Origin of the sequence: Ligilactobacillus araffinosus DSM 20653 (genome assembly GCF_001435375.1) — a bacterium.
GTDB lineage: Bacteria > Bacillota > Bacilli > Lactobacillales > Lactobacillaceae > Ligilactobacillus > Ligilactobacillus araffinosus.
Window position 1 is genome coordinate 75,262 of record NZ_AYYZ01000004.1, and the last position, 24,289, is coordinate 99,550.

Genomic DNA, 24,289 nt, shown 5'->3' on the forward strand with positions numbered 1-24,289 from the left:
AAATAATGTCAAGCACCTTTATTAAATCTTTTATTAAGACTGAAATAGACAAGCAAAAGTTCAATTCCAACTGCCCCAATTACCAAAATAACCGCTACAACCAATGAGTGCGTTGCAATTAACAGTGCTACGGTAAAAATCACAACTTGAGCAGCCGTTAACACGCCAAGGACCTTTCGAAAACTTGCAAGTTGCTGACTTGGCTTTACTGGATAAAGATGGGTAAAGACAATATCGTAAAATTGGTTTGCAAGTGGAATCAATTGGAAGCTAGTTAAGTATACAAAAAGTAATCCAATCAAAAGACTTACCCATTTTAAATTGATAAATAGCATCAACAAAACACCAATGATCGTTAACCGCATAAATAATCCGCTATATTCTGAATTGCGCCAAAATCCACGCCAGTATAAATATTTATATGTTTGGCGCGAATCTTGTTGAAACCGCGGCAATAATCGATCCAGGTAACGACGGCGTTTGATTTTCTGATGCACTTCCGGAACATCCGTAAACAAACTGAAAAATTTATAAATCCGCATGACCCGTTTATCCTCAGCGGCAATTGCGTCTTTCCATTTAAAGACATGGTAGTTCGCTTTTTTACGTAATTGAAGCATACCGCCCCAGCTAACCACTGCAATGATTAGAGTCATCCATGGGCTAACTAAGATTCCAATGGCGATTCCAATTAATGAAATTCCTTGTTTCAAAAGCTGCATTTGTCCTGAATTCCACTTTTGATCAAACAGAACATTCTCCTCAAAAAGAAGCTGCATCCATTTCAAAAGAACCTGGCTTACAATCAAAATTACCCAATCAAACCATTTAAAGTGAAGAATGCGAACTAAAAATGGCACGGTAATCAACCCGCAACTGATTTGAATTAACGCGGTCATTATCATGCTATGATGGCGTGCTTTAATCAAATAATCATTAATGCGGTAATCATTTGGCAGTAAGAAAACGATATCCGGCTTTTGAAGAAGCGTTACAAGCTTTCCAATCTGTAAAATGATCATTAACGCAACGATTGCTACTAGTCGGTCAAAAAACGTTAGCGGATGAACATAGTGATCAATAAAATTAAAGTAGCCGTAGCAAACAGCTCCAAAAACAAAAAAAAGCGCAATTACAAAATGGTCGTTAAAAACATAACGCAAGTATTTCAATAATTTTTGCTGATATTGACCGAGACGTTGATTCCAAATTTTATTCATGAGCCGAGTCCCCCTGCGTCATTTCTAAATAAATATCTGATAGATCAGCATCTTGTTTATTCATTTGATCTTGAAGATCGCTCAAATCACCCTGAGCTTCAACTTGACCATGATTAAGCATTACAAACCGGTCACAAATTTTTTGCGCAGTTTCAAGCACGTGCGTTGACATTAAAACAGCTGCTCCCTGTACCTTAACTTCATCAATCAATCCTGTTAAATCTCGAATTGCAAGCGGGTCAAGGCCATAAAATGGTTCATCAATAATAAAGATTTCCGCATTGGTAATAAAAGCACACGTGATCATTACCTTTTGCCGCATTCCTTTTGAAAAGTTTGCTGGGAACCAATCAAGTTTTTTATCCAATCGGAACATTTTCAACAAGCGATTAGCCTTCTTCCATGCTTCATCATGGTCAAGATTATAAGCCATCATTGTCAATTCAAGGTGTTCCTTCAAGGTCAATTCATCATACAAAACTGGCGTTTCCGGAATATAAGCCAACTTTGTTTTGTATTTTTTAGGGTCGTCAAATAACGTAACTCCATCAATGGTAATTTCGCCCTTTTGCGGTTCAAGCAGGCCAATAATGTGTTTGATCGTCGTTGACTTTCCGGCCCCGTTCAATCCGATTAGGCCAACTAATTCACCTGGTTGAACTTCAAATGAAACATCTTTAAGGACTGGAATTTGAGAATATCCCCCAACTAAATGACTCACTTTTAATGTCATATTCTTCGTTCCCTTCTACTATCCATTGTTAGTAAAAATTATATCATGTATACTTGATTGTGAACGATAAATGAAAGAAGGATTATTATGGCTGACAATTGTGTTTTTTGTAAAATCATCAACGGTGAAATTCCAAGCACCACGGTTTATGAAGATGAAGATGTGAAGGCTTTTCTTGATATTTCACAAACAACGCCCGGACATACTCTTTTGGTTCCTAAAAAGCATGTTCAAGATATCTTTGAATATGATGATGAACTTGCTCAAAAAGTTTTGACGAAAATTCCAATGATTGCGCGGGCCATTCGCAACTTTGATCCTGCAATTCAAGGGTTAAACATTGTTAATAACAACGGTGAAGTTGCATATCAGTCAGTCTTTCATTCACATATTCACTTTATTCCACGGTATTCTGCAGATGAAGGCTTCTCAATGAACTTTGCTGATAATACTGCCAACTACAACGCTGATCAATTGGAAAAAATCGCTGCCCGAATTCGGACTAAATTGGAGAAGTAATTATGAAAAAATTTCTTTTGCGTTTTCTTTTAATTTCAGGAGCTTTAGCCGGAATTGCATATTGGAAAAAAGATCAAATTTTGGACGTATTGATCCAACACTCAATCGATGTGGATCGAATCAATGGATCAGTTGATAACGTTATTGATAAAGCTGAAATTGTTAAGCAAAAAATTTCGGAAGCCAAACAAACCTTGAATAATTCTAAAGACGTTATTCAAAGTTTCGAAGACGATATCACTAAGTATTCAACTGATATTCAACCATTAGTCGAAAATATTAAAAATAAACTTAAAGATAAGTAGATTAAAAACAGAATAATATATGAAAATTTACTGAATTCTATTCCGATTTATTTCTTTTATGGTATAGTTAGAAATGTTATTAAAAAAATAGAAATGGATGTGTTTATTTCTTATGAAGAAAATGAAAAAACTGCTTGTCGCAGCTTTAGGGGTTTTGATGGCATTCAGTTTAGCTGCATGTTCAAAGACTGTTGCTACAACTTCAGGTGGTAAGATCACTGAAAGTGAATATTACAACAAGATGAAGGAAACTCAAAATGGGAAACAAGTCCTTCAACAAATGATTTTAGACAAAGTACTTGAGAAAGACTATGGCAGCAAAGTTTCAAAGGATGATGTTAACAAACAATATAATGCTTTAAAGAGTCAATATGGTTCTCAGTTTTCGGCTGCTTTACAACAAAACAGTTTGACACCATCAACTTTGAAAGAGCAGATTCGCGATAATTTATTGTTAAAGCAGGCTGTGATTGCTAATACAAAAATTACCAACAAAATGCTAAAACAACAATGGAAAGATTTTGAACCAAAGATTACGGTAGCTCACATTTTAGTTCAAAAAGAATCTGATGCTCAAGATATCATTAACCAGCTTAAACAAAACGGTAGTTATGATAACTTTAAACAATTAGCTAAGAAATATTCAGAAGATACATCTACCAAGAACAAAGGCGGCAAACTTCCTTCATTTGATGGTACCGATACTCAATTAGATAGTTCGTTCAAACAAGCAGCATTTAAATTAAAAACTGGACAATTTACGGAATCACCGGTTAAGACTGCCTACGGATATCAAGTTATTTACTGTATTAAGAATCCTGGTAAAGGTCAAATGAAAGACCATATCAAGCAATTGAAGGATCAAATTATTAACGAAGAAATGAATAATCAGGCTACATTACAAAAAGTCGTTTCTAAAGTATTAAAGAACGGTGACGTTTCAATCAAAGATAAAGATCTCCAAAACATCTTATCAAATTACACCGGTTCTGGTACAAACCAAACTAATAATAATTAAAGCCCTTAAAAGCACTTGCAACTTTGTTGTGGGTGCTTTTGATTAATAAAAAATCCCAGCAATTTAATGCTGGGATTTTTTATTATTTCTTATCTTCCGGTTTATAAAAGTTTCGACCATCCAAGCCAAAAATTCGTTCCGAAAATTCACCCTCCTCAGTGTGATCAAGAGCCCCTTTCATCATTTGAATTGAGGCATCAAGATCATCTAAGTGATGTAAAATTTCAGCCTCCATTAAGTGTGGTTGTACCGGTGATCCATATTCCATTAATCCATGATGAGCTAAAATCATATGCCGAAGTAAAATCACATCTTGACTTTGCTGATCAATATCAAGCTTTTGACAAGCTTCGACAATTTGTTCATCGATTAAAACAATATGTCCGACTAAATTACCTTCTAAAGTATAACGGGTCGCAATGGGACCCGAAAGTTCAATTACTTTTCCCAAATCATGCAGTATTGCTCCGGCATATAGTAATGAACGGTCAACAAAGTCATATTCTTCAGTAACTGCTTTAGCTAATCGTAAGATTGATAATGTATGATATGCTAATCCGCCAGCAAAGGCATGATGATTCTTCTTAGCAGCCGGAAATGTGAAAAAACGATCATGATATTTTTTAATCAAATAGTGAACGATTTTACTCCATGTTTGATTCTTGATTTCCAGGAAAAAAGCATTGAAATCTTTTTCCATCGAAGAAGTATCTTCTGGAGCTCGTGGTACAAAGTCTAGCGGATCATTCGGTTCACCGTCATGCGGAAGATGAAGATTAAAAATCTTAATTTGAGGATTATTTTGATAATTTTCTCGCTTACCGGTAATGTGAACAACGCGGCCCTCTTGAAAATTCTCAATATCTTCATCTGATGCATCCCAAAATTTTGCCATGATCTCGCCGGAATGGTCACAAAAAATAAATGAAATAAACTTTGAACCATTTTTGGCAATACGGACATCTGCAGTTTTAATCAACGCAAACAAATCCATATTTTCATCAATTTTATAATCAAAAATCTCTTTTGCCATCTGTCTCGCCTCTTTAAAATTCAATTTAAAAATCAATGATTATTAATAAAGTTTTCAATTTGCTGTTTCCACTGACTAGCCTTTTGCTTGATCGTGTTACCAATGTTTTGACCATTTTCCTTAATATTATCCCATAATCCGCTGGAATTTGAACCCGGATTACTTGATTCATTTGCAAGAGTTGAAGCCGCCTGAACACCAAATGATGTTTCGTTTGTTGTTGGAATGATTCCTTGCATTTCATTCTTAAACAATCCCGCACCTTCGTTTGCTCCATATTCACCTAAATTATACTTAGTTGAATCATATCCCATCCAGGTTGCAACCACAACATCCGGTGTGTAGCCAATAAACCAGTGATCGTCCTCAGCCGTTCCATTTTGATTAATATCATCTGTACTTTGAGTTGAGCCAGTCTTACCAGCAATCGTATAACCAGTTGGAGCAGCACTAACACCCGTTCCGTCTTTATAAACGTCGATCATCATACTCGTCATTTCTTTTGCGATTTTCTTTGACATGACTCGCTTGTGCTTAATATGAGTGTTATCAACAATCACCTTTCCCGAAGCATCTTCAATCTTAGTAATCAAATGCGGTTCATAACGAACCCCATTATCGGCAAATGCAGTGTAAGCACTTGCCATTTGGTAAGGTGAAACTCCCTTTTCCAGACCGCCAAGAGCTAAACTCAAATTATCATCTGCCTTTGTAAGTTTGATACCAAACTTTTCAACAGAATTGTAGCCCTTTTGAACCCCAATCTTATTTAACAACCAAACAGCCGATGTATTCTTACTTAACGCTAACGCTTCATACATTGGAATCTTACCTGCATACTGCTCATTCCAGTTTTGCGGAGTATAGTGGTTTGAGCCATATGATTGAAGCTTATCTTCAACCATTGAATCGTAATGCCAGCCATTTTCCAATGCCGGAGTATAAACCGCAAGCGGTTTAATCGTTGATCCTGGTGAACGGACTAATTGCGTTGCTCGGTTATATCCACGGAAAACGTGCGTTCCTGGTCGACCGCCGACTAATGCAGTTACTCCACCATTATCCGGATCAATTGCAACCGAAGCGGCTTGAGCTTCCGTTCCATCAGCTTGAGCTGGTGGAAACAAAGCTTGATTTTCAAATGCATTCTGCATTACCTTTTGCTGCCTTTGACTCAATGATGTATAGATTTTGTAACCACCATTCATAATATCCTTTTCAGTTAAACCGTAACGATTAATCGCCTCACTAATTACTGCATCAAAATAATATGGATAATTATAACCCGAATGATAAGTATAATTATCATGTACAACCATCGGTACAGCCTGATACTGTTTCATTTCACCCTTTGTCAGTTTCTTATTTTCGTACATAAATTGTAATACTAAATTTCGCCGATTCCGCGAAGCTTTAGGGTGATCAGCTGGATTAAAACCATTAGGATTGGTTAACATTCCAGCCAAGGTTGCCGCTTCCGGAACCGTCAATTGGGAAGCATGGACGCCAAAGTAACGCTCTGCTGCGTCTTCAACTCCCCAAACTCCATTTCCAAAATATGCATTATTTAAATACATCGTTAGAATTTCATTTTTACTGTATGTATTTTCAACCTGCATCGCAATGAAAATTTCCTTTATTTTTCGCGAGAAAGTTTGCTGTTGCGATAAAAACGCATTTTTAACCAACTGCTGGGTAATTGTACTTCCTCCGCTGCTAATCGTATTTTCACCCATTAACCGATTACGAATCAGTAACACGACCGACCGAGCAATTCCTTTGACCGAGAAACCATATTCATGGTAAAAATTCCGGTCTTCGGTTGAAAGTACCGCATTCGGCATGTTTTGCGAAATTTTAGACAATGGGACCCATGTTCCCTTTTGCGAATAAAGCGAACCGGCTTTCTTTCCCGACGCATCATAAATCTCGGTTGTTTGTTCAAGCCGAGCCTTCAAATCACTCACATGAGCAGTTTTCGCAATAAAAACTAACCGAACACTGACCATCAGGAAAATAGAAAGAAACGCAATCAGCAACCATTTCCAAATTTGATAACGATGCCACTTCAACTTAAACCATATTCTAAAGTGGCTCCATTTATCGCGTATCCACTCTTTAAATTCAGAATCTTTCATTTAATAAATCCTCTAATCAATTGATCCACATTTCAAAAGTAATTCTGTCCATTATTATACCCTCTGAATGTGGTGAAATTATTAATTTTTGAATTCTACCTTTTTAGGCAGATAACCTTATTTTACCGAACTCGTTAAAAGAAAGCCAATTAATAAAAAAGAAGGTGTGGCAATTTTAGCACACACCTTCTCCTTTAAAATTACATTTCATCTGGAGCCTTAACGCCTAATAAACGCAACGATTCTTTCAAAACGATTGCAACACTTTGAACAAGCGCAAGCCGTTCATTCTTTTGGTCGTCATCAACCAAAATTTTAGTATGAGCATAATACTTATTAAACGCCTTTGCCAAGCGAATTGCATATTTGGCAATTACTGACGGTTCATATTCTTCAACTGCCCGCTTTACCATTGATGGGAAATCACCAAGCATCCGCACTGTTTCCCATGCATCTGGATCATTTAATCCTTCAACGTGAAGATCAGTATTCTCATCAACACCGGCCTTCCGTAAAATACTCATTGCCCGGGCATGTGAATACTGAACGTATGGTCCAGTTTCACCTTCGAACCGGACAACTTCTTGCAAATCAAAGTCGAATTGATTCAACCGTTCATTCTTCAAGTCGTGGAAGACAACCGCCCCGACCCCAACTGCATCCGCAACTTCATTCTTATTTTCAAGGGTGGGGTTCTTTTCTTCAATTTGTTCTTGAGCAAGTTTAACTGCATCATCAAGGACTTCTTCAAGTAAGATAATGTTACCGCGCCGGGTTGATAATTTCTTACCACCAGAAGTTATCAACCCGAATGCAATATGGTGCATATCGTCAGCCCAATCATCGCCCATTTCTTTTAAAACAGCAACCAATTGGTGGAAGTGATTTGATTGTTCATTTCCCATGACATACAGTGATTGAACAAAATTATATGTCTTTTTCCGGTAGATTGCAGCTGCTAAATCCCGGGTAATATATAAACTTGTACCATCTGACTTTTGAATCAATGCCGGATTCAAATCATACTTCGAAAGGTCAACGATCATTGCCCCTTGGCTTTCTTCAAGCAATCCCTTTTCTTTCAATTCATCAATAACCGGTTGCATCTTGTCATTGTAAAATGCTTCTCCGTTATATGAATCAAAGGTAATTCCTAACCGCTTGTAAATCTTCATGAAGAAGCTTAGTGACTCTTCACGGAACCATTTCCAAAGGCGCGTTGCTTCTGGGTCACCATCTTCAAGTTTCTTGAACCATGCTCGTGCTTCATCATCAAGTTCTGGATGTTCTTGGTCTTCTTTGTGGAAACGAACATAGTACTTCAATAACGTATTGATTGGATCCTTCTTAACGTCTTCTTCATTTCCCCAAAGCTTGTAGGCTTCGATCAACTTTCCAAATTGTGTTCCCCAGTCACCTAAATGGTTGATTTTGATTGGGTTATAATTCGTCTTCTTTAAGATTTCTGCTAATGAATTTCCAATTACGGTTGACCGCAGGTGTCCCATTGACATTGGTTTGGCAATGTTGGGGGATGACATATCGATCGTGACGTTTCCTTTGTGACCTAAATCTTGATCACCATAGTGTTCCTTTTTGACAAGGACTTCGCTTACAATTTCCTTGCCAAATTGCTTCTTATCTAAGAAGAAATTGACATATGGACCAGCCGCTTCAACCTTTTCAAAGCCTGTTTGGTCGATTTTTTCCACAATATCCTGGGCAATCATTTGAGGTGCTTTGTGCATTACCTTAGCTAAAACAAAGGCTGGAAAAGCAAAGTCTCCCATTTGAATTGATTTTGGAACTTCGATTTTTTCATTGATTTCATTTAAATCTAAATCATCGCCGACAACGTTTGCGATTGCTTGGGCAACCATTTTCTTATAATCCATCGTAAAACCTCCTGTAATAAAAAAGTCTCTTGCAAAAAATGCAAGAGACGAGTTATCCCGCGGTACCACTCTAATTGATTAAAAGTAATCCACTCAAATATTTAGTTTGCTATTCTAAGAAGTGCGATTCAGTTTGTTCCTATATCCGGCTTCCATCATCCCGAACTCGCTGTGATATTTCCAAACCTACTAGTTTCTATCATTGAATATTTCAAAAGCGGATGACGAGAATCGAACTCGCGACGCCAGCTTGGGAAGCTGGAGTTTTACCACTAAACTACACCCGCATGTGAGTTTAGTATAGCATAAAACTCACTAAATGTCATTGATTATTTTTTGCTCTTTGAAGCTTTTTTCGCATCTTTTTCTTGTTTCTTTTTAAAACCATCTTCATCAAAAAGATCCTTTAAACTGATGATTGCTTGATTATGCAAGTCACCGGCTGCGATTTTATCCTTTGAATCAAAATCAGTAAATTGAACAAGCGCTGAATTTTCGTAAATCTTGCTGATTGTTCCCTTAAATTGGTGCTTCATTGGCCCAAATTTTTCGCAAAAAACAGTATCGCCAACTTTTAATTTCTTTGCCATTTTAAACGCGCTCCTTTACTTGAATTTCTTATCAAGACTACCAAATTTTACCACGAAATGCAACAGCAGCGTTTTATTCAAAATTGATTTCTTAATTTTTTCCATGTAGAATTGATGAAGATTATTAATCAAAGGAGCAACTCAAAATGATTACACTTGCAGGAATTATTGGTTCGGGCAAATCAACAATGACTGAAATTTTATCAAAAGAACTTGGTTCGCAGGCCTTTTTCGAACCTGTTGAAGATAACCCGGTTCTTCCATTATTTTATAAAGGAAATGAAATTGCCGCTAAAAAACGGGCAGCCGGCGATCAAAATGCAACCAATCCGTATACATACTTACTCCAAACTTTCTTCGTGAACCGGCGTTTTCGGATGATCAAGGAAGCAAAAAAAGAAGCCAATAACGTTCTTGACCGTTCAATTTACGAAGACGCTCTTTTCATGAAAATGAATACCGATATGGGAAATGCAACTGCTGTTGAATATGCAACTTATCAAGAATTACTGCAAAATATGCTGGATGAATTGCAATACGCAACCGGGGTCAATTCTCAAGACCTGATGATTTTTATCAAAGTTTCCTATGACACGATGTTAAAACGGATTCGTAAACGCGGTCGGGATTATGAACAAATTGAATCTGATCCAACATTACCGGAATACTACCAAAACCTTCTTCAATACTATGATCGGTGGTTAAAATGGTATGATAAATCACCAATTATGATCATTGATGGCGATCAATACGACTTTGTTGCTAACATGGATGATCGCAATAAAATTCTTGATGATATTGAAGATCAATTAGTTCAGCTTAATCATCTTTCAGCTGAAGAAGCTGAAAAATTAAAAGCCCAACGGCGGAAATAATCAAGTTCCAAAACAAAAAACGATCAGCAAAATGCTGATCGTTATTTTTTACTCATTAAAACTTGAGCTGCTTGCAAATCAATTTTATTTGAAACAATACATGTTAAAGTATACAAATCAAGGAAATAAACTAAAATTCCCATTGATTGAGCTGCAATCACTAAGATCAATGATGTCCAAAATAAAACTTGGCTTAAAATTGCCCACTTCCGTTTTTCATGATTCAAAGCTTTAACGGTCTTCATCTCAGTTGCAGATAGATTTCGCGGATCGCGTGGCGCAACTGACATCCGAATCTTCATTAATTTAATGTTGATGCGAATATTCCACACCGTCAAAACCGCAAGCACGACCCACACAAGGATACTTCCAGCCTTTATCGACATTTATAAAATGCCCTCTCTCTAATTAACTTAAATCTTTCAGCAAGCATTATACCATATGACGGATTCTTTCAATCAAGAAATCCCAACTTTTTTGCAATGTTTCAATAACTAAAATCTATTCGCTTAATTTCCTTGTCATCTTTGAATATGATACTATTAAGGTAATAAAGTTAAGGAGGAACGATATGACGACAATTGACTGGAAAAAAGAAGCTGAAAGTCGTAAAAATGAACTTTTAGAAGATTTAAAATCAATGTTACGGGTTAAAAGCGTCCGTGACGAAAGTAAAAAAACTACAGATGCTCCTCTTGGGCCTGGACCAAAAGCTGGATTAGATAAATTCCTGGAAATTGCATCCCGGGATGGCTTTGCAACTAAGAACATCGACGGCATGGCTGGCCAAATTGCATTTGGTGACGGCGATGAAACGCTTGGAATCCTTGCCCACGTCGACGTTATGCCCGCTGGTGAAGGTTGGAACACTGACCCATTTGAACCGGTAATCAAAGACGGCAAATTATATGCCCGCGGAGCTTCAGACGATAAAGGTCCAAGTATGGCATGCTACTACGGTTTAAAGATCATTAAGGAACTTAATCTCCCTGTAAGCAAGAAAGTGGCATTCATTCTTGGAACTGATGAGGAAAGCTCATGGCGTGGAATGGATTACTACTTCAAGAACATGCCTGAACCCGATTTCGGTTTTTCACCAGATGCCTTCTTCCCAATTATCAACGGCGAAAAAGGAAACGTAACGTTTGACGCCAAATTCGATGGCACAAACGGTGGTAAATATGAATTAATTAAATTCAATTCTGGCTTGCGGGAAAACATGGTCCCGCGGGATGCTGAAGCGTGGATCAAAGCTGCTGATTATAAGGAAATAATCAAAGCCTTTGATGAATTCATCGCTGAAAATCCAGTAGTTGGCGAAGCTGATATGCGCGATGGACAACTTTACATTCACATGATTGGAAAAGCTGCCCACGCTCAAGAACCTAAGCGCGGAATCAACGCCGGAACATATCTGGCCCGTTTCTTAAATCAATTTGATTTTGAAAATGGTGCAAAGGACTTTATTGCCTTTGCCGCTGAAAAACTTCATCTTGATTCACGATTGAAAAACTTTGATATGAACTACACGGATGATGTAATGGGCGACTTAACAATGAACCCGGGCCTTCTTTCATTTGAAACCAGTAAAGAAGGTTCAATTACACTTAACTTCCGTTATCCAAAGGGAACTGATCCGAAGTACATTGAAAAGGGATTGAATAGTGCAGCCGATCAGTACCATGTTCATTTTGAAATGCATGACGGCGGCATGATTCCGCATTATGTTGACGAAGATGATCCATTAGTCGAGACGTTATTAAATGTTTATCGCGAACAAACGGGCGAAGATGCACACGGCCAAGTCGTTGGTGGTGGAACATATGGCCGGCTAATGAAACGTGGGGTAGCTTTCGGGGCAATGTTCCCGGGGGTTCCAGATACCATGCACCAACCAAACGAATTTATTCCAGTTGATGATCTCATCAAAGCAGCTGCCATTTACGCTCAAGGAATTTACGAATTAATTAAATAATTTGACATATGATAAAATAAAGAAGAAATCAAATTGATTTCTTCTTTTTTATATTAAATTTAATTGAGGAAAATTATGCGAATTGATAAATTATTAAGTAATCTCGGAATTGGCACCCGCTCTAAGATCAAAAAGATGATTAAACAAAAACAAATTAAAATTAACGGTGAACTTGTAAAAAATGGAAAAGACCAACTTGAGCCTGATACCGCTCAAGTTACTATTGATGGCCATCCTATTGCAACCCAATTAACAAAATATTTTATGCTTAACAAACCGCAAAATGTGATCACAGCAACCAAAGATGCAACTCAACGAACTGTGCTTGACTTAATTGCACCAGAAGATATTGTTAAGGGATTAGCCCCCGTTGGCCGGCTTGATAAAGATACAACCGGTTTGCTTTTATTAACTAATGATGGTCAACTCGCCCATCAATTACTTGCTCCGCATAAACATGTTGCTAAAACATATCAAGCAACGCTTGACGGAATCGCCACTGGCGATACCGTTACCCGCTTTAATGCAGGAATCCAATTAAAAAATGGCACGCTTTGTAAACCCGCCGCGTTAAAAATTATTTCAACTTCTGAAAAAGATGACCAATCAATAGTTGAAGTCACAATTACAGAAGGTAAATATCATCAAATCAAGCGCATGTTCGCTGCGTGTGAATTACATGTTGCTACATTAACCCGAATTTCAATGGGACCATTAAAGTTGGACTCAACTCTAAAGCAGGGGCAATATCGTCCTCTGACAAATAATGAACTTCAACAACTAACAAAAATAAATAAAATGCTGTGAGCTATCATTCACAGCATTTTTTATCCACAATATTTTTTCATGAAACCTTGAAGGTTGTTAATAATATCAGTTGGTAAGACCACATAATGACTCTTGGCTAATTCATCGGCAATCTTACTATGCATATAAACTGCTGCTTGAATGACTTCGCCAAGCGGTTCTTTAAATTGAGCAATAAATGCTGCTAGAATTCCAGTTAACGTGTCCCCCATTCCACCAGTAGCCATTGCTGCATTTCCGGCTAATAATTGATATACTTCCCCATCTGGAAAATATAACTCTGAATGATGTTTCTTCAAAATAACCGTTGCATTCAATGCTTGTTGCGCCTGCTGATTACGCTGAACATCATTTTGGTCAGCAATTAAAATTCCGCTGAGGCGTTGCCACTCCATTTGATGAGGAGTAAAAATCAAATCAGCCGCTGTAGGTAAAACCGACTTTAAACTTAGATTTTGTGCAAGTAAAGTAATTGCAGAGCCATCAATAATTAATTTTTGCCCCGATTTAACATTTGTAAATACCGTTTTAACTACCCGACCTGCTGTTTGATTATTTCCTAATCCTGGTCCTAAAACAATAACATCTACCTCATTAATTAATGAAACAAATTGTTTATCATCACAGTAGTCAACAAACATTGCCTCTGGAACACTAGTGTGAACAGCCGTTAAATTCTCGTTAGCTGTTGCAATCGTAACTAATCCTGCGCCAGTGTGAACAGCGGCGCTTCCTGCCATAATAGCTGCGCCACCCATATTCGAATTACCACCTACAATTAATACTTTGCCAAACGTTCCTTTAAAGCTATTTTGTGGCCGGTTATGAATTACTTTTTTCAAAATTTCAACTGTAATTGATTGCATATAAATTCCTCTTTTCATGGAAAGCTATATCAAAACTACCAATTAAATTTAATTTTATCATGAATGTCCTCGCCATTATTCTTGTATAACTTTGCAATTTATTTTAGAATTTAAATATCATTCATTGAAAAGAGGAATTAAAATGGCTGAAAAGCTAACGGCTGAAGAACTTGAGAATTTAAAAACAATTTTGATGCATGACAAAAAGTTGTATGAAAAGATTGTTAATTTAAATAAATAATTTTTTAGGGGCTATGGCAAAATTCATAGCCCTTCTTTCAACTTTAGATCATAATCTTGAGTCAATCATATAATTAATTCAAATTCTTCCAAGAAGATTAAAACAAAATTGATAAAAAAACATAATGCTAATTGTAAAATTACATATTAAATTTATTACGAGGTGAATTTATGAATAATCAAACTAAAAAATCAACGTTGGCGTTTCTAATTCTTTTCCCAATTATTATGCTAATTCCTTTATACATTTTAGGAAAAATGAAAGCTAAATATCTTTTTGGCGAATTGGCATACTGCCTATTTATATTTGATACCATTCTTGGTTTACGCCCTGAATGGATTGAACGTAAAGTTGAATTAAAAAAACTTTATATGATTCATGGAATCGCTGCGATTTTAGCTATTTGCTTTGCCGTTTTGCATGATTTGATGAGTCATCTTCATGGAATTGCTGGTTTATTTGGAAATATTGCCCTTTATGGTTCAATTGCAATTACGATTTTGGCACTAATTTTTCTTTCCAATCAAATTTTAAATTTAATTCCAGGAATCAATAAAATCGTTGCTCTAATTCGTAAAATTGCAAATGAATTTAAAATTGATAGAGAATTAAATCTGCTATTTCACGTTTTAGCACCATTAATTGTTGTCTTTACCTTCTTACATGTTTGCTTCATTCCTAAATTTAATCACCGTGTAGGATTTATGATTTTCTTTGTCGGATATTTCATTATTTTCGCAGCTTTATACTTGTATTATGGCGCATACAAAAAAGTTAAGCTTCCTAAATATAAAGTAAAATCATTAACGATGATGAATGACACTACTTATAAGCTCGTACTTGAATATTGTCATGGACATAAGGTAATGGCAAAAAGTGGAAAATTTATTTTCATTAATGCCCCATTTACTAAACCGGATGAATATCATCCATTCTCAATTGTAAAATCTGAAAAGAATGGGGAAACTATTACTTTAGGAATTAAAGAGTCCGGTGACTTTACTAAGAAATTAGCAAAAGTCCAACCAGGGGCAACTATTAAAATTAAGGGAGTCTTTGGGCATTTTTCAATTCCTAATAATAATTATCCAATTTTAACAGTTGCTGGTGGAATTGGCATTACTCCGTGTTTAGGACTATTAAACTCTTTACCAACCGATACAAAAGCTTATTTAGTATGGAGTGTCCGTTCTGCAAATGAAATTGTATTTAAGCATGAATTAGATCAATTATCACTAACGCACCCTAATGTAAAAATTATTATTCATGATACTTCAAAAGAAGGCTTTCTGAACCAAGAAACTTTGATAAATAAAATTCCAGAATTACAAAATAACAATAAACTTAATTGTTTCCTTTGCGGTCCTAAGCCGATGATGGATGCCATTGAAAAAATCTTAATTTCGCAAAATATACCAAAAGATTTCATTTTAGCAGAAGGATTTATTTTTTAATAAAAAAACAATTACCGGCCTTATTAAAAATAAGTTTTTGATAAGGCCGGTAATTATGTAATCCCATCCATTGAGGCCACGATCCACATCATGTATAATCGATTTGAGGATTATATATAAGAAATGGGTGTTTTTTTGAAAAAACAAGAATTTTCTAGAATGTCTAAATATCATAATAAATCACATAAATTACGTAATTTATTTATTATTATCATTGCTTGTGGAAGTTTAATTGCAATATTATTTGGAATTTCTTCTTTATCAAATAATCATTCAAATAAAACTTCAACAACAAATTTAAATAATTCATCGAATAACCCACAAAGTTCGCTTGCCCCAAGCAGCGTTTCGCTTTCTTCAAATCAAATATCATCAACCGTTGATTCGACACCTGATACTGAAGAGAATACACCGTCATTAAATTCAACCAGTTTACCAGCAAATGCTTCAAATAATACTTTTGACGATTTGCAAGCAGCAATTGCTTATGGGCGTCAATGCGTCACCAACCATACCTGCAATAATTTTAAAGTTGTAAATGATAACGGGAAGTATGTCGTTGAATTATATTAAAAAATCAGCAATTGACTGCTGATTTTTTTATTATCTAAAGATTTGCATCTACATAGCTTTATTACGCCACTTATGATAAAATTGGAACACATTAATTTAAAATTATACCAACGGAGGTTCGCTATGTTATCAAATAAGTTGTATCAAACCCCTGCTGATAAAAAAATTTTGTTATCAATTATTTGTTACTTTTTATATCTCATTGTTAGTTACTTTTCTTCAATGCTCAAAAATCCATTCAGAAATATTATTATTTTTATATTTGTAAGTGCAACTGCATTTTTTATCTTTAACTATGTTAAAACCCTCAAATTATTAGCTAGTAAAAATAAAATTCGAAGTCCATTCATAACTATTCTTTTTATTTTGTTATTAGTTTGTTTTTTTGCAATTACAGTCCATCCTATCGAGAATATTAAAAATATTTTGACAACGTCACCGTTAAACATTTTTAATAGTTTAATTATTGCATTATCCGCTGGAATATTTGAGGAATTTTTAGTTCGATTATTAATGCTAGATGGATTAGCACAGCTTTTAAAAAATCAAAAATATGGTTTACTGCTAGCAGCTACCCTTTCATCCATAATTTTTGGATTTCTTCATTTATCCAACCTTACATTTCAACCTTTTAATATAACTTGTCAACAAATATTTTATGCGACTGCAATCGGATTAATGTTTAGTTTTGTTCGCTTAAAAACAAATGGGATTTTACTTTGTGTGATTCTACACAGCCTTGTTGACTTTCAACCAAATATAAATAGTAGTGGTTCAACAATGTCATGGGGAATATTGCTTAGCATTTTTATTCCAATAATGCTAGTTTCATTAGGATGTATCCTTCAACTTAATAATAAACTCCAACAATTACGTAAATTTGACACTAATTCATAGTTAATAAAAAGAGTACTTTAAAAATGAAGTGAACCCCAAAAATTGGACACTTTATTAATTAGGCAATAAGGGACTGAGTTCTGTATTGAACAGGGCTTAGTCCTTTTAATTTTACCTTAATTCTGTCGTTATTGTAGTAATGAATATATTGATGAATTGTTTGGATTAAATCGCTAGTACTTCTATATAAGCTCTCATGTCCATAAAACATCTCTCGCTTCATAACGCTAAAGAAATTCTCCATCAACCCATTGTCTAAGCTATTTCCCTTACGGGACATACTTTGAATAATCCCATGGTCTTTTAAAAATCTTTGATAAGCTGAATGCTGATATTGCCATCCTTGATCGCTATGCAGAATCATTCCCTTTAATGATCCATGACAACAAAGCTTATTTAACATATTAAATGTCTGATGAAGAGTAGGTGAAGTTGAGACATCATAAGCAATGATTTCTTCATTATATCCATCTAATACTGGCGATAAATAAACCTTCTCCCCAGAGTTTAACTTAAATTCAGTTACATCAGTGTAGCATTTAGTCTTAGGTTGGTTCGCACAGAATTGACGTTTAACCTTATTATCTGCGATTTTACCAACCGTTCCTTTATAGGAACTATAACGATTACGCTTACGGATTACTTTACCGAATAAGCCCATTACTTTCATTAAACGCTTAACCTTCTTATGGTTAATTACCATACCATTGTGACGTAAAACACACGTTATTCGTCGATATCCGTAATTCCCGTGATGTTTATTGAATATCTTCCTAATTTGAAACATGACTTTTTTGTTTTGGTGATCCTTTTCATGAGAACGTTGATAATAGAAAGTTGAACGACTCATTTTGGCCACTTTTAATAAGGCTGACAATGGGAATTGACAACGTAGTTGTTCAATCACTTTTGCTTTTTTTGATCGTTGATTGCCAATTCCCTTAATGCTTTTAAATAAGCATTTTCCGCTCTCAGATATAATAATTCTTTTTCAAGTTCCTTAATTTTTTTATTTTCTGGTTTGATTTCCTTTTGGTTACGTCTTGTGATTGTCCTTTTCCTCGGTCTTCCTATTGGTTTATCAATCACATTATAACCGTTTTTTTGATAATCTCGAATCCAATTAGATAACATTCCATCTGAAGACAATCCTAAATCTAACGCAACGTTTATTTTTGTTTCATGATCAATCAATACTCGATTGATTGCATTCAGTTTTTCTTCTTTGGACCACTTATGTCTGGGCCTATCTAACCAAGAAATTCCATAGCGTTTTAATATTCGAACCAAATAATGAAAATATCCTTTTTCAATTGGATAAATTTCCTTTATAGAGGAGTATCCATATCCTTTTTGATACATACGATACATATTTAATTTGTCCTCTTTAGAAAAGCGCATAAAAACACCCCAAAATTTTAGATTTATTTTGTCCAAAATTTGGGGTGCATATCAGTATTACAGTCCCTTTTTATTAAATTATATAAAAATTTGATGATAAAAAAATAAGACTTTTAAAAGCCTTATCCCTAACGAAAACTAATTTTAACACTTAGTCCTTTTCTCTCTACCACTTACAAGTTTATATTACTCCGTGATAGAAAAAAGTGAATTAAAATTTCCTCAATTATGGATTTTCATTCCTGAATGAAAATAAATATTTTGTAAAATTCATATCCAAAATATAAAAAAACAGCTGTGCCACAACACAACTGTTCTTTTATTATTTACGACGACGTTCTGGAATACGTGCAGCCTTACCTTGACGATCACGTAAGTAGTACAACTTAGCACGACGAACGCGTCCTTGACGTACAACTTCAATCTTTTCAACCCGAGGTGTATGAACTGGGAAAGTCCGTTCAACCCCTACACCATTACTGACCTTACGAACAGTGTAAGTTTCTGAAACGCCTTCACCACGACGTTTGATAACAACACCTTCAAAGATTTGAATACGTTCACGCTTACCTTCAACAATGCGTGCGTGAACCCGTACTGTATCCCCAGCACGAAAATCTGGAATATCATCACGTAATTGTGATTCAGTGATCTTCTTGATCAATGGATTTACTGACATGTTTTTCTTCCTTTCCCCGATATTCATGTCCAGTTGCAGCGGAATACCGTTAATATGGCAACTAAGCCACGTAAAATATTATCATATCTGCTACCAGTTTGTAAAGCTATTTTTGAGTTTTAAATTCTCGCAACCATTTTCGATCTTGATCCGTTAATGGAAAATCTTCAAGCAGATCTGGCCGCCGTTCGAATGTTCGTCGCAACGATTCTTTCCGGCGCCATTCGGCAATCTTTTGGTGATTGCCGCTCGTTAAAACTTCAGGAACCTTCATTCCACGAAAATCGGCAGGCCGCGTATATTGTGGATATTCAAGCAGGCCGGTTGAAAATGAATCACCAACCGCTGATTCATTATTTCCGAGAACGTTTGGCAATAATCGCACCGTCGCGTCAATGATAACCATCGTTGCTAACTCACCCCCGGTCAACACATAATCTCCTAGTGAAATTTCATCCGTTACTCGAGTCCGAATTCGTTCATCATACCCTTCGTAATGACCACAAATAAAGGTTAAATGCTTTTCTTGAGCCAATTCTTCCGCGACTTTTTGACTGAATTGTCGTCCTGCAGGATCAAGTAAAATCACTTTTCCCGGTTCCGGATGTTTTTCCTGCACCGCATCAAGCGCATCAAAAATCGGTTGAGCTTGCAATAACATTCCAGCGCCACCACCATACGGCGTGTCATCCACGTGGTGCTGCTTATTGGTCGTATAATCTCGAAAATCCGTGACATCAATGTTTAAAATTCCGTTTTCCTGAGCTTTACCGATCATTGAGGAATTCATTGGTCCATCGAACATTTCGGGAAAAAGGCTTAAAATATCAATTTGCATTAGTCATCCAACCCATCTAACATATCAATAATCACCTGATGATTTTCGATCTGAACGTCCTTTACAACGTCCTTAATTGCTGGAATCAGCAAATCTTTCTTGCCTGCGCGTTGAATTACCCAGACATCATTAGCACCGGATTCCATAATTTCCTTGACCTTGCCGATTGAATTTCCGTCCAAATCAACAACATTTAATCCAACAATTTGATGGTAATAGTATTCGCCATCTGCTAAATCATCTTGCTGATCCTCAGCAATTTTTAAATCCGCCTGCTTCAATGGTTCAACTAAATTAATGTCTTCCATTCCTTCAAAGCTTAACAAATCAAACTGTTTGTGCTTGCGGTGACTTTTAACCGTTAATGCGACTGGATCCTTTCCCTTTTGAAAAGCATAAACCGTTGCTCCCGGTACAAACCGTTTTTCAGGGAAGTCTGTAATTGCCTGAACACGAACTTCGCCTTTAATCCCATGAGTATTAACAATTTTTCCAACTTGGTAATAATTCATGCTTATCCCTTTCTAATAAAAAAACCTCCACAAAACATCTCTGCTTTATTGGAGGTTCGTTAAATAATCAGTCAATAACGTTCAATTTAATCCGGCGATCATCGTCAATGCGAATCCCATAAATCAATGACCGAATTGCTTGAACGACCGTCCCATTTTTTCCAATAACCCGGCCAACATCTTGCGAAGCAACCTTCAAATTAAAGTTCACAAACTGATCATCATTTACCACTTCAATTGAAACTTCACCAGGTGCTGTGACCAACGCTTTGACAATCGTTAATAACAATTGTTTAACCGTTTCTTCTGTCATTGAACTTTACCCTGCTTATTTCTTTGAGTATTTTGCTTCGTGGAACTTCTTCATTACCCCTTGACGTGAAAGAATGTTACGAACTGTGTCTGATGGTTGAGCACCATTGTTTAACCACTTCATAATTTCTTCTTCCTTAAGGGTAACTGTTTCTGGGTTTGTTAATGGGTTGTATGTTCCAACATTGGCGATGAACCGACCATCACGTGGTGAACGTGAATCAGCAACAACGATCCGATAGAATGGACGCTTTTTTGAACCCATACGCTTTAAACGAATTTTTACTGACATGTTTGCACCTCCTATTAATTTATCAACATTAATAATATACCAAGTTTTGAATTGGCTGTAAAGGAAAATTTCTTGACAGTGAATATTTTTTTATCGTTTCCGTCTTCTGCGGGCTTTTTGTAATTTCCGGAGCTTTTTCTTCTTATTCTTTCGAACCATCTTCGACATTGACATTTTGGCTAACTTACCACTCATGCCGTTGCCAAAGAGGCCCTCCATGCCAGAAAAGTCTCCGTTTGAAACCTTGCCCATCATGTCACGCATTTGCTTAAACTGTTTGATCATTCGGTTAACATCTTGAATCTTAACCCCACAACCGGCTGAAATCCGTCGCCGCCGGCTTGGATTCAAAACATCTGGATTTTCACGTTCTTCCGGCGTCATCGAGTAAACAATTGCCTTTGTCCGTTCAATATCCCGTGGATCAACCTGAACGTTCTTCAATGCTGGGTTATTAGCCATTCCTGGAATCATCTTGATCAAATCTTCCATTGGACCCATCTTTTGAACTTGAGCTAATTGTTCAAGGAAATCATTAAAGTCAAATGAGTTGGCCTTCATTTTTTCTTGAAGTTCAACGGCTTTTTGTTCATCATAATCTTGTTGAGCCTTTTCAATCAAGGTCAACATATCTCCCATCCCAAGGATTCGGGAAGCCATCCGATCTGGATAGAAAACATCTAGATCTGTTAACTTTTCACCTTGACCGATAAATTTGATTGGTTTGCCGGTCACTGCACGAATTGAAAGAGCAGCCCCACCACGGGTATCCCCATCTAACTTCGTCAAGACAACCCCTGTCACGTCAAGTTGATCGTTAAATCCTTTAGCAACTTCAACAGCATTTTGACCAGTCATAGCATCAACGGTCAAAAGAATTTCATCTGGATGAGTAAGTTCCTTGATTTGAGCTAATTCATCCATTAATTTTTCATCAATCTGCAACCGACCGGCCGTATCGATCAAAACATAGTCATTCTTTTGTTCTTGGGCCTTAGCCATCCCTTGACGAACGATCTCAACCGGATCAACGTCCGTTCCCATTTCAAAGACCGGAACATCAATTTGTTCACCTATAATCTTTAACTGATCAACAGCAGCCGGACGATAAACGTCAGCTGCAATCATTAATGGACGGGCCTTTTGTTCATTTTTTAACTTTAAGGCTAATTTCCCAGCCGTAGTTGTTTTCCCGGCCCCTTGAAGCCCAACCATCATGATGACGGTTGGAATCTTCGCCGATTTGTTTAATGGGACTGCCTTTTCGCCCATCACCTTAACTAATTCCTCGTTAACGATCTTAACGATTTGTTGTGCCGGTGTTAAACTTTCAAGAACTTCAGCCCCGATTGCCCGTTCGCGGACCGTCTTAATAAAGTCCTTTACAACCCCATAGTTTACGTCGGCTTCCAGCAATGCCAACCGAATCTCACGCATTGATTCCTTAACATCATTTTCCGTGATCTTCCCTTTGCGTTGTAAACTATGAATTGCATTTTGAATTCTTTCTGTTAACCCTTCAAAGGCCATTTGATTTCACCAACCTATTCTTCAATACTTTCCAATTTTTCTGCAAGTTCGAGTAACCGCTCATCGTGCGGATAACGTTGCTGAATGTAATCGATCAACGCATCCAAATGAGCCGCATTTTTCAGAAAATCAGCATACAAATGCAATTTTGATTCGTATTCTTCAAGGATTTTCTCCGTCCGTTTTATATTATCATAAACTGCCTGCCGCGACACATTATAATTTTCCGCAATTTCGCCAAGCGAAAAATCATCTCGATAATACTGGGCCAGATATTCCATCTGTTTTTTAGTCAGCAGCGGCTCATAAAATTCAAATAACGCATTGATTCGATTTGTTTTTGCAATTTCCATTTAAATCACCCTAGTCTTCGCGGGGAGTAATCAATCCCTTAAATAATCCGTATGCAAAGTCTTCGGTATTAAAGTCGCGCAAGTCATCAACCTGTTCACCAAGGCCAACAAGTTTAACTGGAATATGCAGTTCGTTCCGAATTGCTAGCACAATTCCGCCCCGAGCCGTTCCATCCAACTTGGTCAAAATAATTCCCGTCACATCGGTTGCGTCCTTAAATTGCTTTGCTTGGGATAATGCATTTTGCCCTGTCGTTGCATCAAGTGCCAACAAAACTTCATGCGGGGCTTCTGGAATTTCACGGGTAATTATCCGTTGGATCTTTTCAAGCTCATTCATCAAGTTGACCTTATTTTGCAACCGGCCAGCTGTATCAACAAGCAAGATATCATAATTTTCCTTCTTTGCCTTTGTAACCGCATCATAAACAACGGAAGCCGGATCGCTCTTTTCAGGCTTCTTAACGATCGTCACGCCCACGCGTTGAGCCCATTCATCTAATTGTTGAATTGCTCCGGCCCGGAACGTATCACCGGCAGCAACCATGACTTTTTTGCCTTCGTCCTTATAACGTTTGGCAAGTTTACCGATCGTGGTTGTTTTACCAACCCCATTGACCCCAACAAAGAGGAAGACAGTTGGTCCTTCTTCAGCAAAATGCAACTCTTCATCCTGATCCTTGCCAGCTTCTTCATACAAGTCAACAAGTTTTTCAACGATAACTTCTGAAACCTCAGCCTTGCTCTTCGCGTTTTGAAACTTAACTTCATCCCGCAATTCATCACTGATCTTCATTGCTGCTTCAAAGCCGACATCAGATTCGATCAGCATTTCTTCAAGGTCGTCGAAGAAATCTTCATCAACGTGACGGAAGTTAGCTAACAACGCATTAATGCGCCCCTTGAATCCTGTCCGGATCTTCTTCAAACCATGCGTGTACCGGCTGGCTTCAGATTCCGTTTGCGCTTGTTTTTCAACTTGTTCAGCTTCTTCCTCATGTTCAGCAACATCTTCAGCCACTTCAATTGCTTCTTCAGCTGTCTTTTCAGCGGTTTTTGCCGGTGATTCTTCAGGTTCAATTGAAGCTAATTGTTCATCGGTATCCTCTTTTTCTGTTTCAGCGCCTTGATCCGCATTTTGCGTGGTCATTTCCCAATCTTCATCAGCTGATTCCAGTGTTTCTGTTTCTGTTTCTGTTTCTGTTTCTGTTTCTGTTTCTGTTTCTGTTTCTG

Annotated in this window: 27 protein-coding genes and 1 tRNA gene; 9 read left to right on the top strand and 19 right to left on the bottom strand. The window is 36.9% G+C overall.

Features of this window, described 5'->3' with window-relative positions:
- Window positions 1-8: 8 nt before the first annotated feature.
- Together FC64_RS00870 and FC64_RS00875 are read right to left on the bottom strand one after the other, a co-directional pair.
- On the bottom strand, window positions 9-1,220 hold the full coding sequence (locus FC64_RS00870) for an ABC transporter permease (protein ID WP_057906117.1): 1,212 nt from the start codon (window positions 1,218-1,220) through the stop codon (window positions 9-11).
- Window positions 1,213-1,953: an ABC transporter ATP-binding protein gene (locus FC64_RS00875; RefSeq protein WP_057906118.1), complete on the bottom strand. Its 741-nt coding sequence runs from the start codon at window positions 1,951-1,953 to the stop codon at window positions 1,213-1,215. Before FC64_RS00875 ends, FC64_RS00870 begins: the two co-directional genes overlap by 8 nt.
- 87 nt (window positions 1,954-2,040) lie before the next feature.
- Here FC64_RS00875 and FC64_RS00880 point away from each other — a divergent pair, with 87 nt between their 5' ends.
- The 3 genes from FC64_RS00880 to FC64_RS00890 all read left to right on the top strand — a co-directional run bounded on the left by FC64_RS00880 (window position 2,041) and on the right by FC64_RS00890 (window position 3,795).
- Window positions 2,041-2,472, top strand: a complete 432-nt coding sequence (locus FC64_RS00880; RefSeq protein ID WP_057906119.1) for an HIT family protein — start codon at window positions 2,041-2,043, stop codon at window positions 2,470-2,472.
- A gap of 2 nt (window positions 2,473-2,474) precedes the next feature.
- Complete coding sequence (locus tag FC64_RS00885; protein ID WP_057906120.1) at window positions 2,475-2,777, top strand: hypothetical protein; 303 nt, start codon at window positions 2,475-2,477, stop codon at window positions 2,775-2,777.
- 121 nt (window positions 2,778-2,898) lie between these two features.
- The gene (locus tag FC64_RS00890) at window positions 2,899-3,795 is read left to right on the top strand and encodes a peptidylprolyl isomerase PrsA (RefSeq protein WP_057906140.1); all 897 of its coding nucleotides are present in this window, start codon (window positions 2,899-2,901) and stop codon (window positions 3,793-3,795) included.
- Between the two features lie 82 nt (window positions 3,796-3,877).
- Here FC64_RS00890 and FC64_RS00895 read toward each other — a convergent pair whose 3' ends face one another.
- The 5 genes from FC64_RS00895 to FC64_RS00915 form a co-directional block, all read right to left on the bottom strand.
- Window positions 3,878-4,828 (bottom strand): 3'-5' exoribonuclease YhaM family protein, encoded by a 951-nt coding sequence (locus tag FC64_RS00895; protein WP_057906121.1) that lies wholly within the window; start codon window positions 4,826-4,828, stop codon window positions 3,878-3,880.
- Between the two features lie 32 nt (window positions 4,829-4,860).
- The gene (locus FC64_RS00900; protein WP_057906122.1) at window positions 4,861-6,966 is read right to left on the bottom strand and encodes a PBP1A family penicillin-binding protein; all 2,106 of its coding nucleotides are present in this window, start codon (window positions 6,964-6,966) and stop codon (window positions 4,861-4,863) included.
- A gap of 200 nt (window positions 6,967-7,166) precedes the next feature.
- Complete coding sequence (gene argS, locus FC64_RS00905; protein WP_057906123.1) at window positions 7,167-8,861, bottom strand: arginine--tRNA ligase; 1,695 nt, start codon at window positions 8,859-8,861, stop codon at window positions 7,167-7,169.
- A 216-nt stretch (window positions 8,862-9,077) separates the two neighbouring features.
- A tRNA-Gly gene (locus FC64_RS00910) sits at window positions 9,078-9,148 on the bottom strand.
- A gap of 42 nt (window positions 9,149-9,190) precedes the next feature.
- Entirely contained in the window at window positions 9,191-9,451 is a 261-nt protein-coding gene (locus FC64_RS00915; protein ID WP_064207745.1) for a DUF2187 domain-containing protein, read from the bottom strand.
- A gap of 146 nt (window positions 9,452-9,597) precedes the next feature.
- Here FC64_RS00915 and FC64_RS00920 point away from each other — a divergent pair, with 146 nt between their 5' ends.
- Entirely contained in the window at window positions 9,598-10,326 is a 729-nt protein-coding gene (locus tag FC64_RS00920) for a deoxynucleoside kinase (RefSeq protein WP_057906124.1), read from the top strand.
- A gap of 41 nt (window positions 10,327-10,367) precedes the next feature.
- Here the strand turns inward: FC64_RS00920 and FC64_RS00925 are convergent, their stop codons facing one another.
- Window positions 10,368-10,712: a hypothetical protein gene (locus FC64_RS00925; protein WP_057906125.1), complete on the bottom strand. Its 345-nt coding sequence runs from the start codon at window positions 10,710-10,712 to the stop codon at window positions 10,368-10,370.
- A gap of 185 nt (window positions 10,713-10,897) precedes the next feature.
- Here FC64_RS00925 and pepV point away from each other — a divergent pair, with 185 nt between their 5' ends.
- Together pepV and FC64_RS00935 are read left to right on the top strand one after the other, a co-directional pair.
- Window positions 10,898-12,301 carry a dipeptidase PepV gene (gene pepV, locus FC64_RS00930; protein ID WP_057906126.1) on the top strand — a complete coding sequence of 468 codons (1,404 nt, stop codon included), beginning with the start codon at window positions 10,898-10,900 and terminating at the stop codon, window positions 12,299-12,301.
- Window positions 12,302-12,376: 75 nt separating this feature from the next.
- Window positions 12,377-13,108: a 16S rRNA pseudouridine(516) synthase gene (locus FC64_RS00935; RefSeq protein ID WP_057906127.1), complete on the top strand. Its 732-nt coding sequence runs from the start codon at window positions 12,377-12,379 to the stop codon at window positions 13,106-13,108.
- Between the two features lie 20 nt (window positions 13,109-13,128).
- On the opposite strand, the gene FC64_RS00940 is transcribed toward FC64_RS00935, so the two are convergent.
- Complete coding sequence (locus FC64_RS00940; protein ID WP_057906128.1) at window positions 13,129-13,974, bottom strand: NAD(P)H-hydrate dehydratase; 846 nt, start codon at window positions 13,972-13,974, stop codon at window positions 13,129-13,131.
- Window positions 13,975-14,385: 411 nt separating this feature from the next.
- On the opposite strand from FC64_RS00940, the gene FC64_RS00945 reads away from it, so the two are divergent.
- From FC64_RS00945 to FC64_RS00955, 3 genes are all read left to right on the top strand, one after another.
- Window positions 14,386-15,669 (top strand): FAD-binding oxidoreductase, encoded by a 1,284-nt coding sequence (locus tag FC64_RS00945; RefSeq protein ID WP_057906129.1) that lies wholly within the window; start codon window positions 14,386-14,388, stop codon window positions 15,667-15,669.
- Window positions 15,670-15,804: 135 nt separating this feature from the next.
- The gene (locus FC64_RS00950) at window positions 15,805-16,242 is read left to right on the top strand and encodes a hypothetical protein (RefSeq protein ID WP_235804823.1); all 438 of its coding nucleotides are present in this window, start codon (window positions 15,805-15,807) and stop codon (window positions 16,240-16,242) included.
- Window positions 16,243-16,365: 123 nt separating this feature from the next.
- A complete protein-coding gene (locus FC64_RS00955) occupies window positions 16,366-17,139 on the top strand; it encodes a CPBP family intramembrane glutamic endopeptidase (RefSeq protein ID WP_057906131.1) in 774 nt (257 codons plus the stop codon).
- 58 nt (window positions 17,140-17,197) lie between these two features.
- Here FC64_RS00955 and FC64_RS07280 read toward each other — a convergent pair whose 3' ends face one another.
- From FC64_RS07280 to ftsY, 10 genes are all read right to left on the bottom strand, one after another.
- A complete protein-coding gene (locus FC64_RS07280; protein WP_235804816.1) occupies window positions 17,198-18,046 on the bottom strand; it encodes an IS3 family transposase in 849 nt (282 codons plus the stop codon).
- Entirely contained in the window at window positions 18,043-18,540 is a 498-nt protein-coding gene (locus FC64_RS07365; RefSeq protein WP_202987218.1) for a transposase, read from the bottom strand. The genes FC64_RS07280 and FC64_RS07365 overlap by 4 nt, the downstream gene beginning before the upstream one ends.
- Before the next feature lie 322 nt (window positions 18,541-18,862).
- Window positions 18,863-19,219 carry a 50S ribosomal protein L19 gene (gene rplS / locus FC64_RS00970; RefSeq protein WP_057906132.1) on the bottom strand — a complete coding sequence of 119 codons (357 nt, stop codon included), beginning with the start codon at window positions 19,217-19,219 and terminating at the stop codon, window positions 18,863-18,865.
- Between the two features lie 106 nt (window positions 19,220-19,325).
- Window positions 19,326-20,057 (bottom strand): tRNA (guanosine(37)-N1)-methyltransferase TrmD, encoded by a 732-nt coding sequence (trmD, locus tag FC64_RS00975; protein ID WP_057906133.1) that lies wholly within the window; start codon window positions 20,055-20,057, stop codon window positions 19,326-19,328.
- Window positions 20,057-20,569, bottom strand: coding sequence for a ribosome maturation factor RimM (gene rimM, locus FC64_RS00980; protein WP_057906134.1), 513 nt, complete (start codon window positions 20,567-20,569; stop codon window positions 20,057-20,059). Before rimM ends, trmD begins: the two co-directional genes overlap by 1 nt.
- Window positions 20,570-20,636: 67 nt before the next feature.
- Window positions 20,637-20,882, bottom strand: a complete 246-nt coding sequence (locus tag FC64_RS00985; protein ID WP_057906135.1) for a KH domain-containing protein — start codon at window positions 20,880-20,882, stop codon at window positions 20,637-20,639.
- Between the two features lie 15 nt (window positions 20,883-20,897).
- Window positions 20,898-21,173, bottom strand: coding sequence for a 30S ribosomal protein S16 (gene rpsP / locus FC64_RS00990; RefSeq protein ID WP_057827935.1), 276 nt, complete (start codon window positions 21,171-21,173; stop codon window positions 20,898-20,900).
- Between the two features lie 90 nt (window positions 21,174-21,263).
- A complete protein-coding gene (gene ffh, locus FC64_RS00995; RefSeq protein WP_057906136.1) occupies window positions 21,264-22,703 on the bottom strand; it encodes a signal recognition particle protein in 1,440 nt (479 codons plus the stop codon).
- Window positions 22,704-22,717: 14 nt separating this feature from the next.
- On the bottom strand, window positions 22,718-23,056 hold the full coding sequence (locus tag FC64_RS01000) for a putative DNA-binding protein (protein ID WP_057827933.1): 339 nt from the start codon (window positions 23,054-23,056) through the stop codon (window positions 22,718-22,720).
- 10 nt (window positions 23,057-23,066) lie between these two features.
- Window positions 23,067-24,233 carry a signal recognition particle-docking protein FtsY gene (gene ftsY, locus FC64_RS01005; protein ID WP_081035589.1) on the bottom strand — a complete coding sequence of 389 codons (1,167 nt, stop codon included), beginning with the start codon at window positions 24,231-24,233 and terminating at the stop codon, window positions 23,067-23,069.
- Window positions 24,234-24,289: the final 56 nt, after the last annotated feature.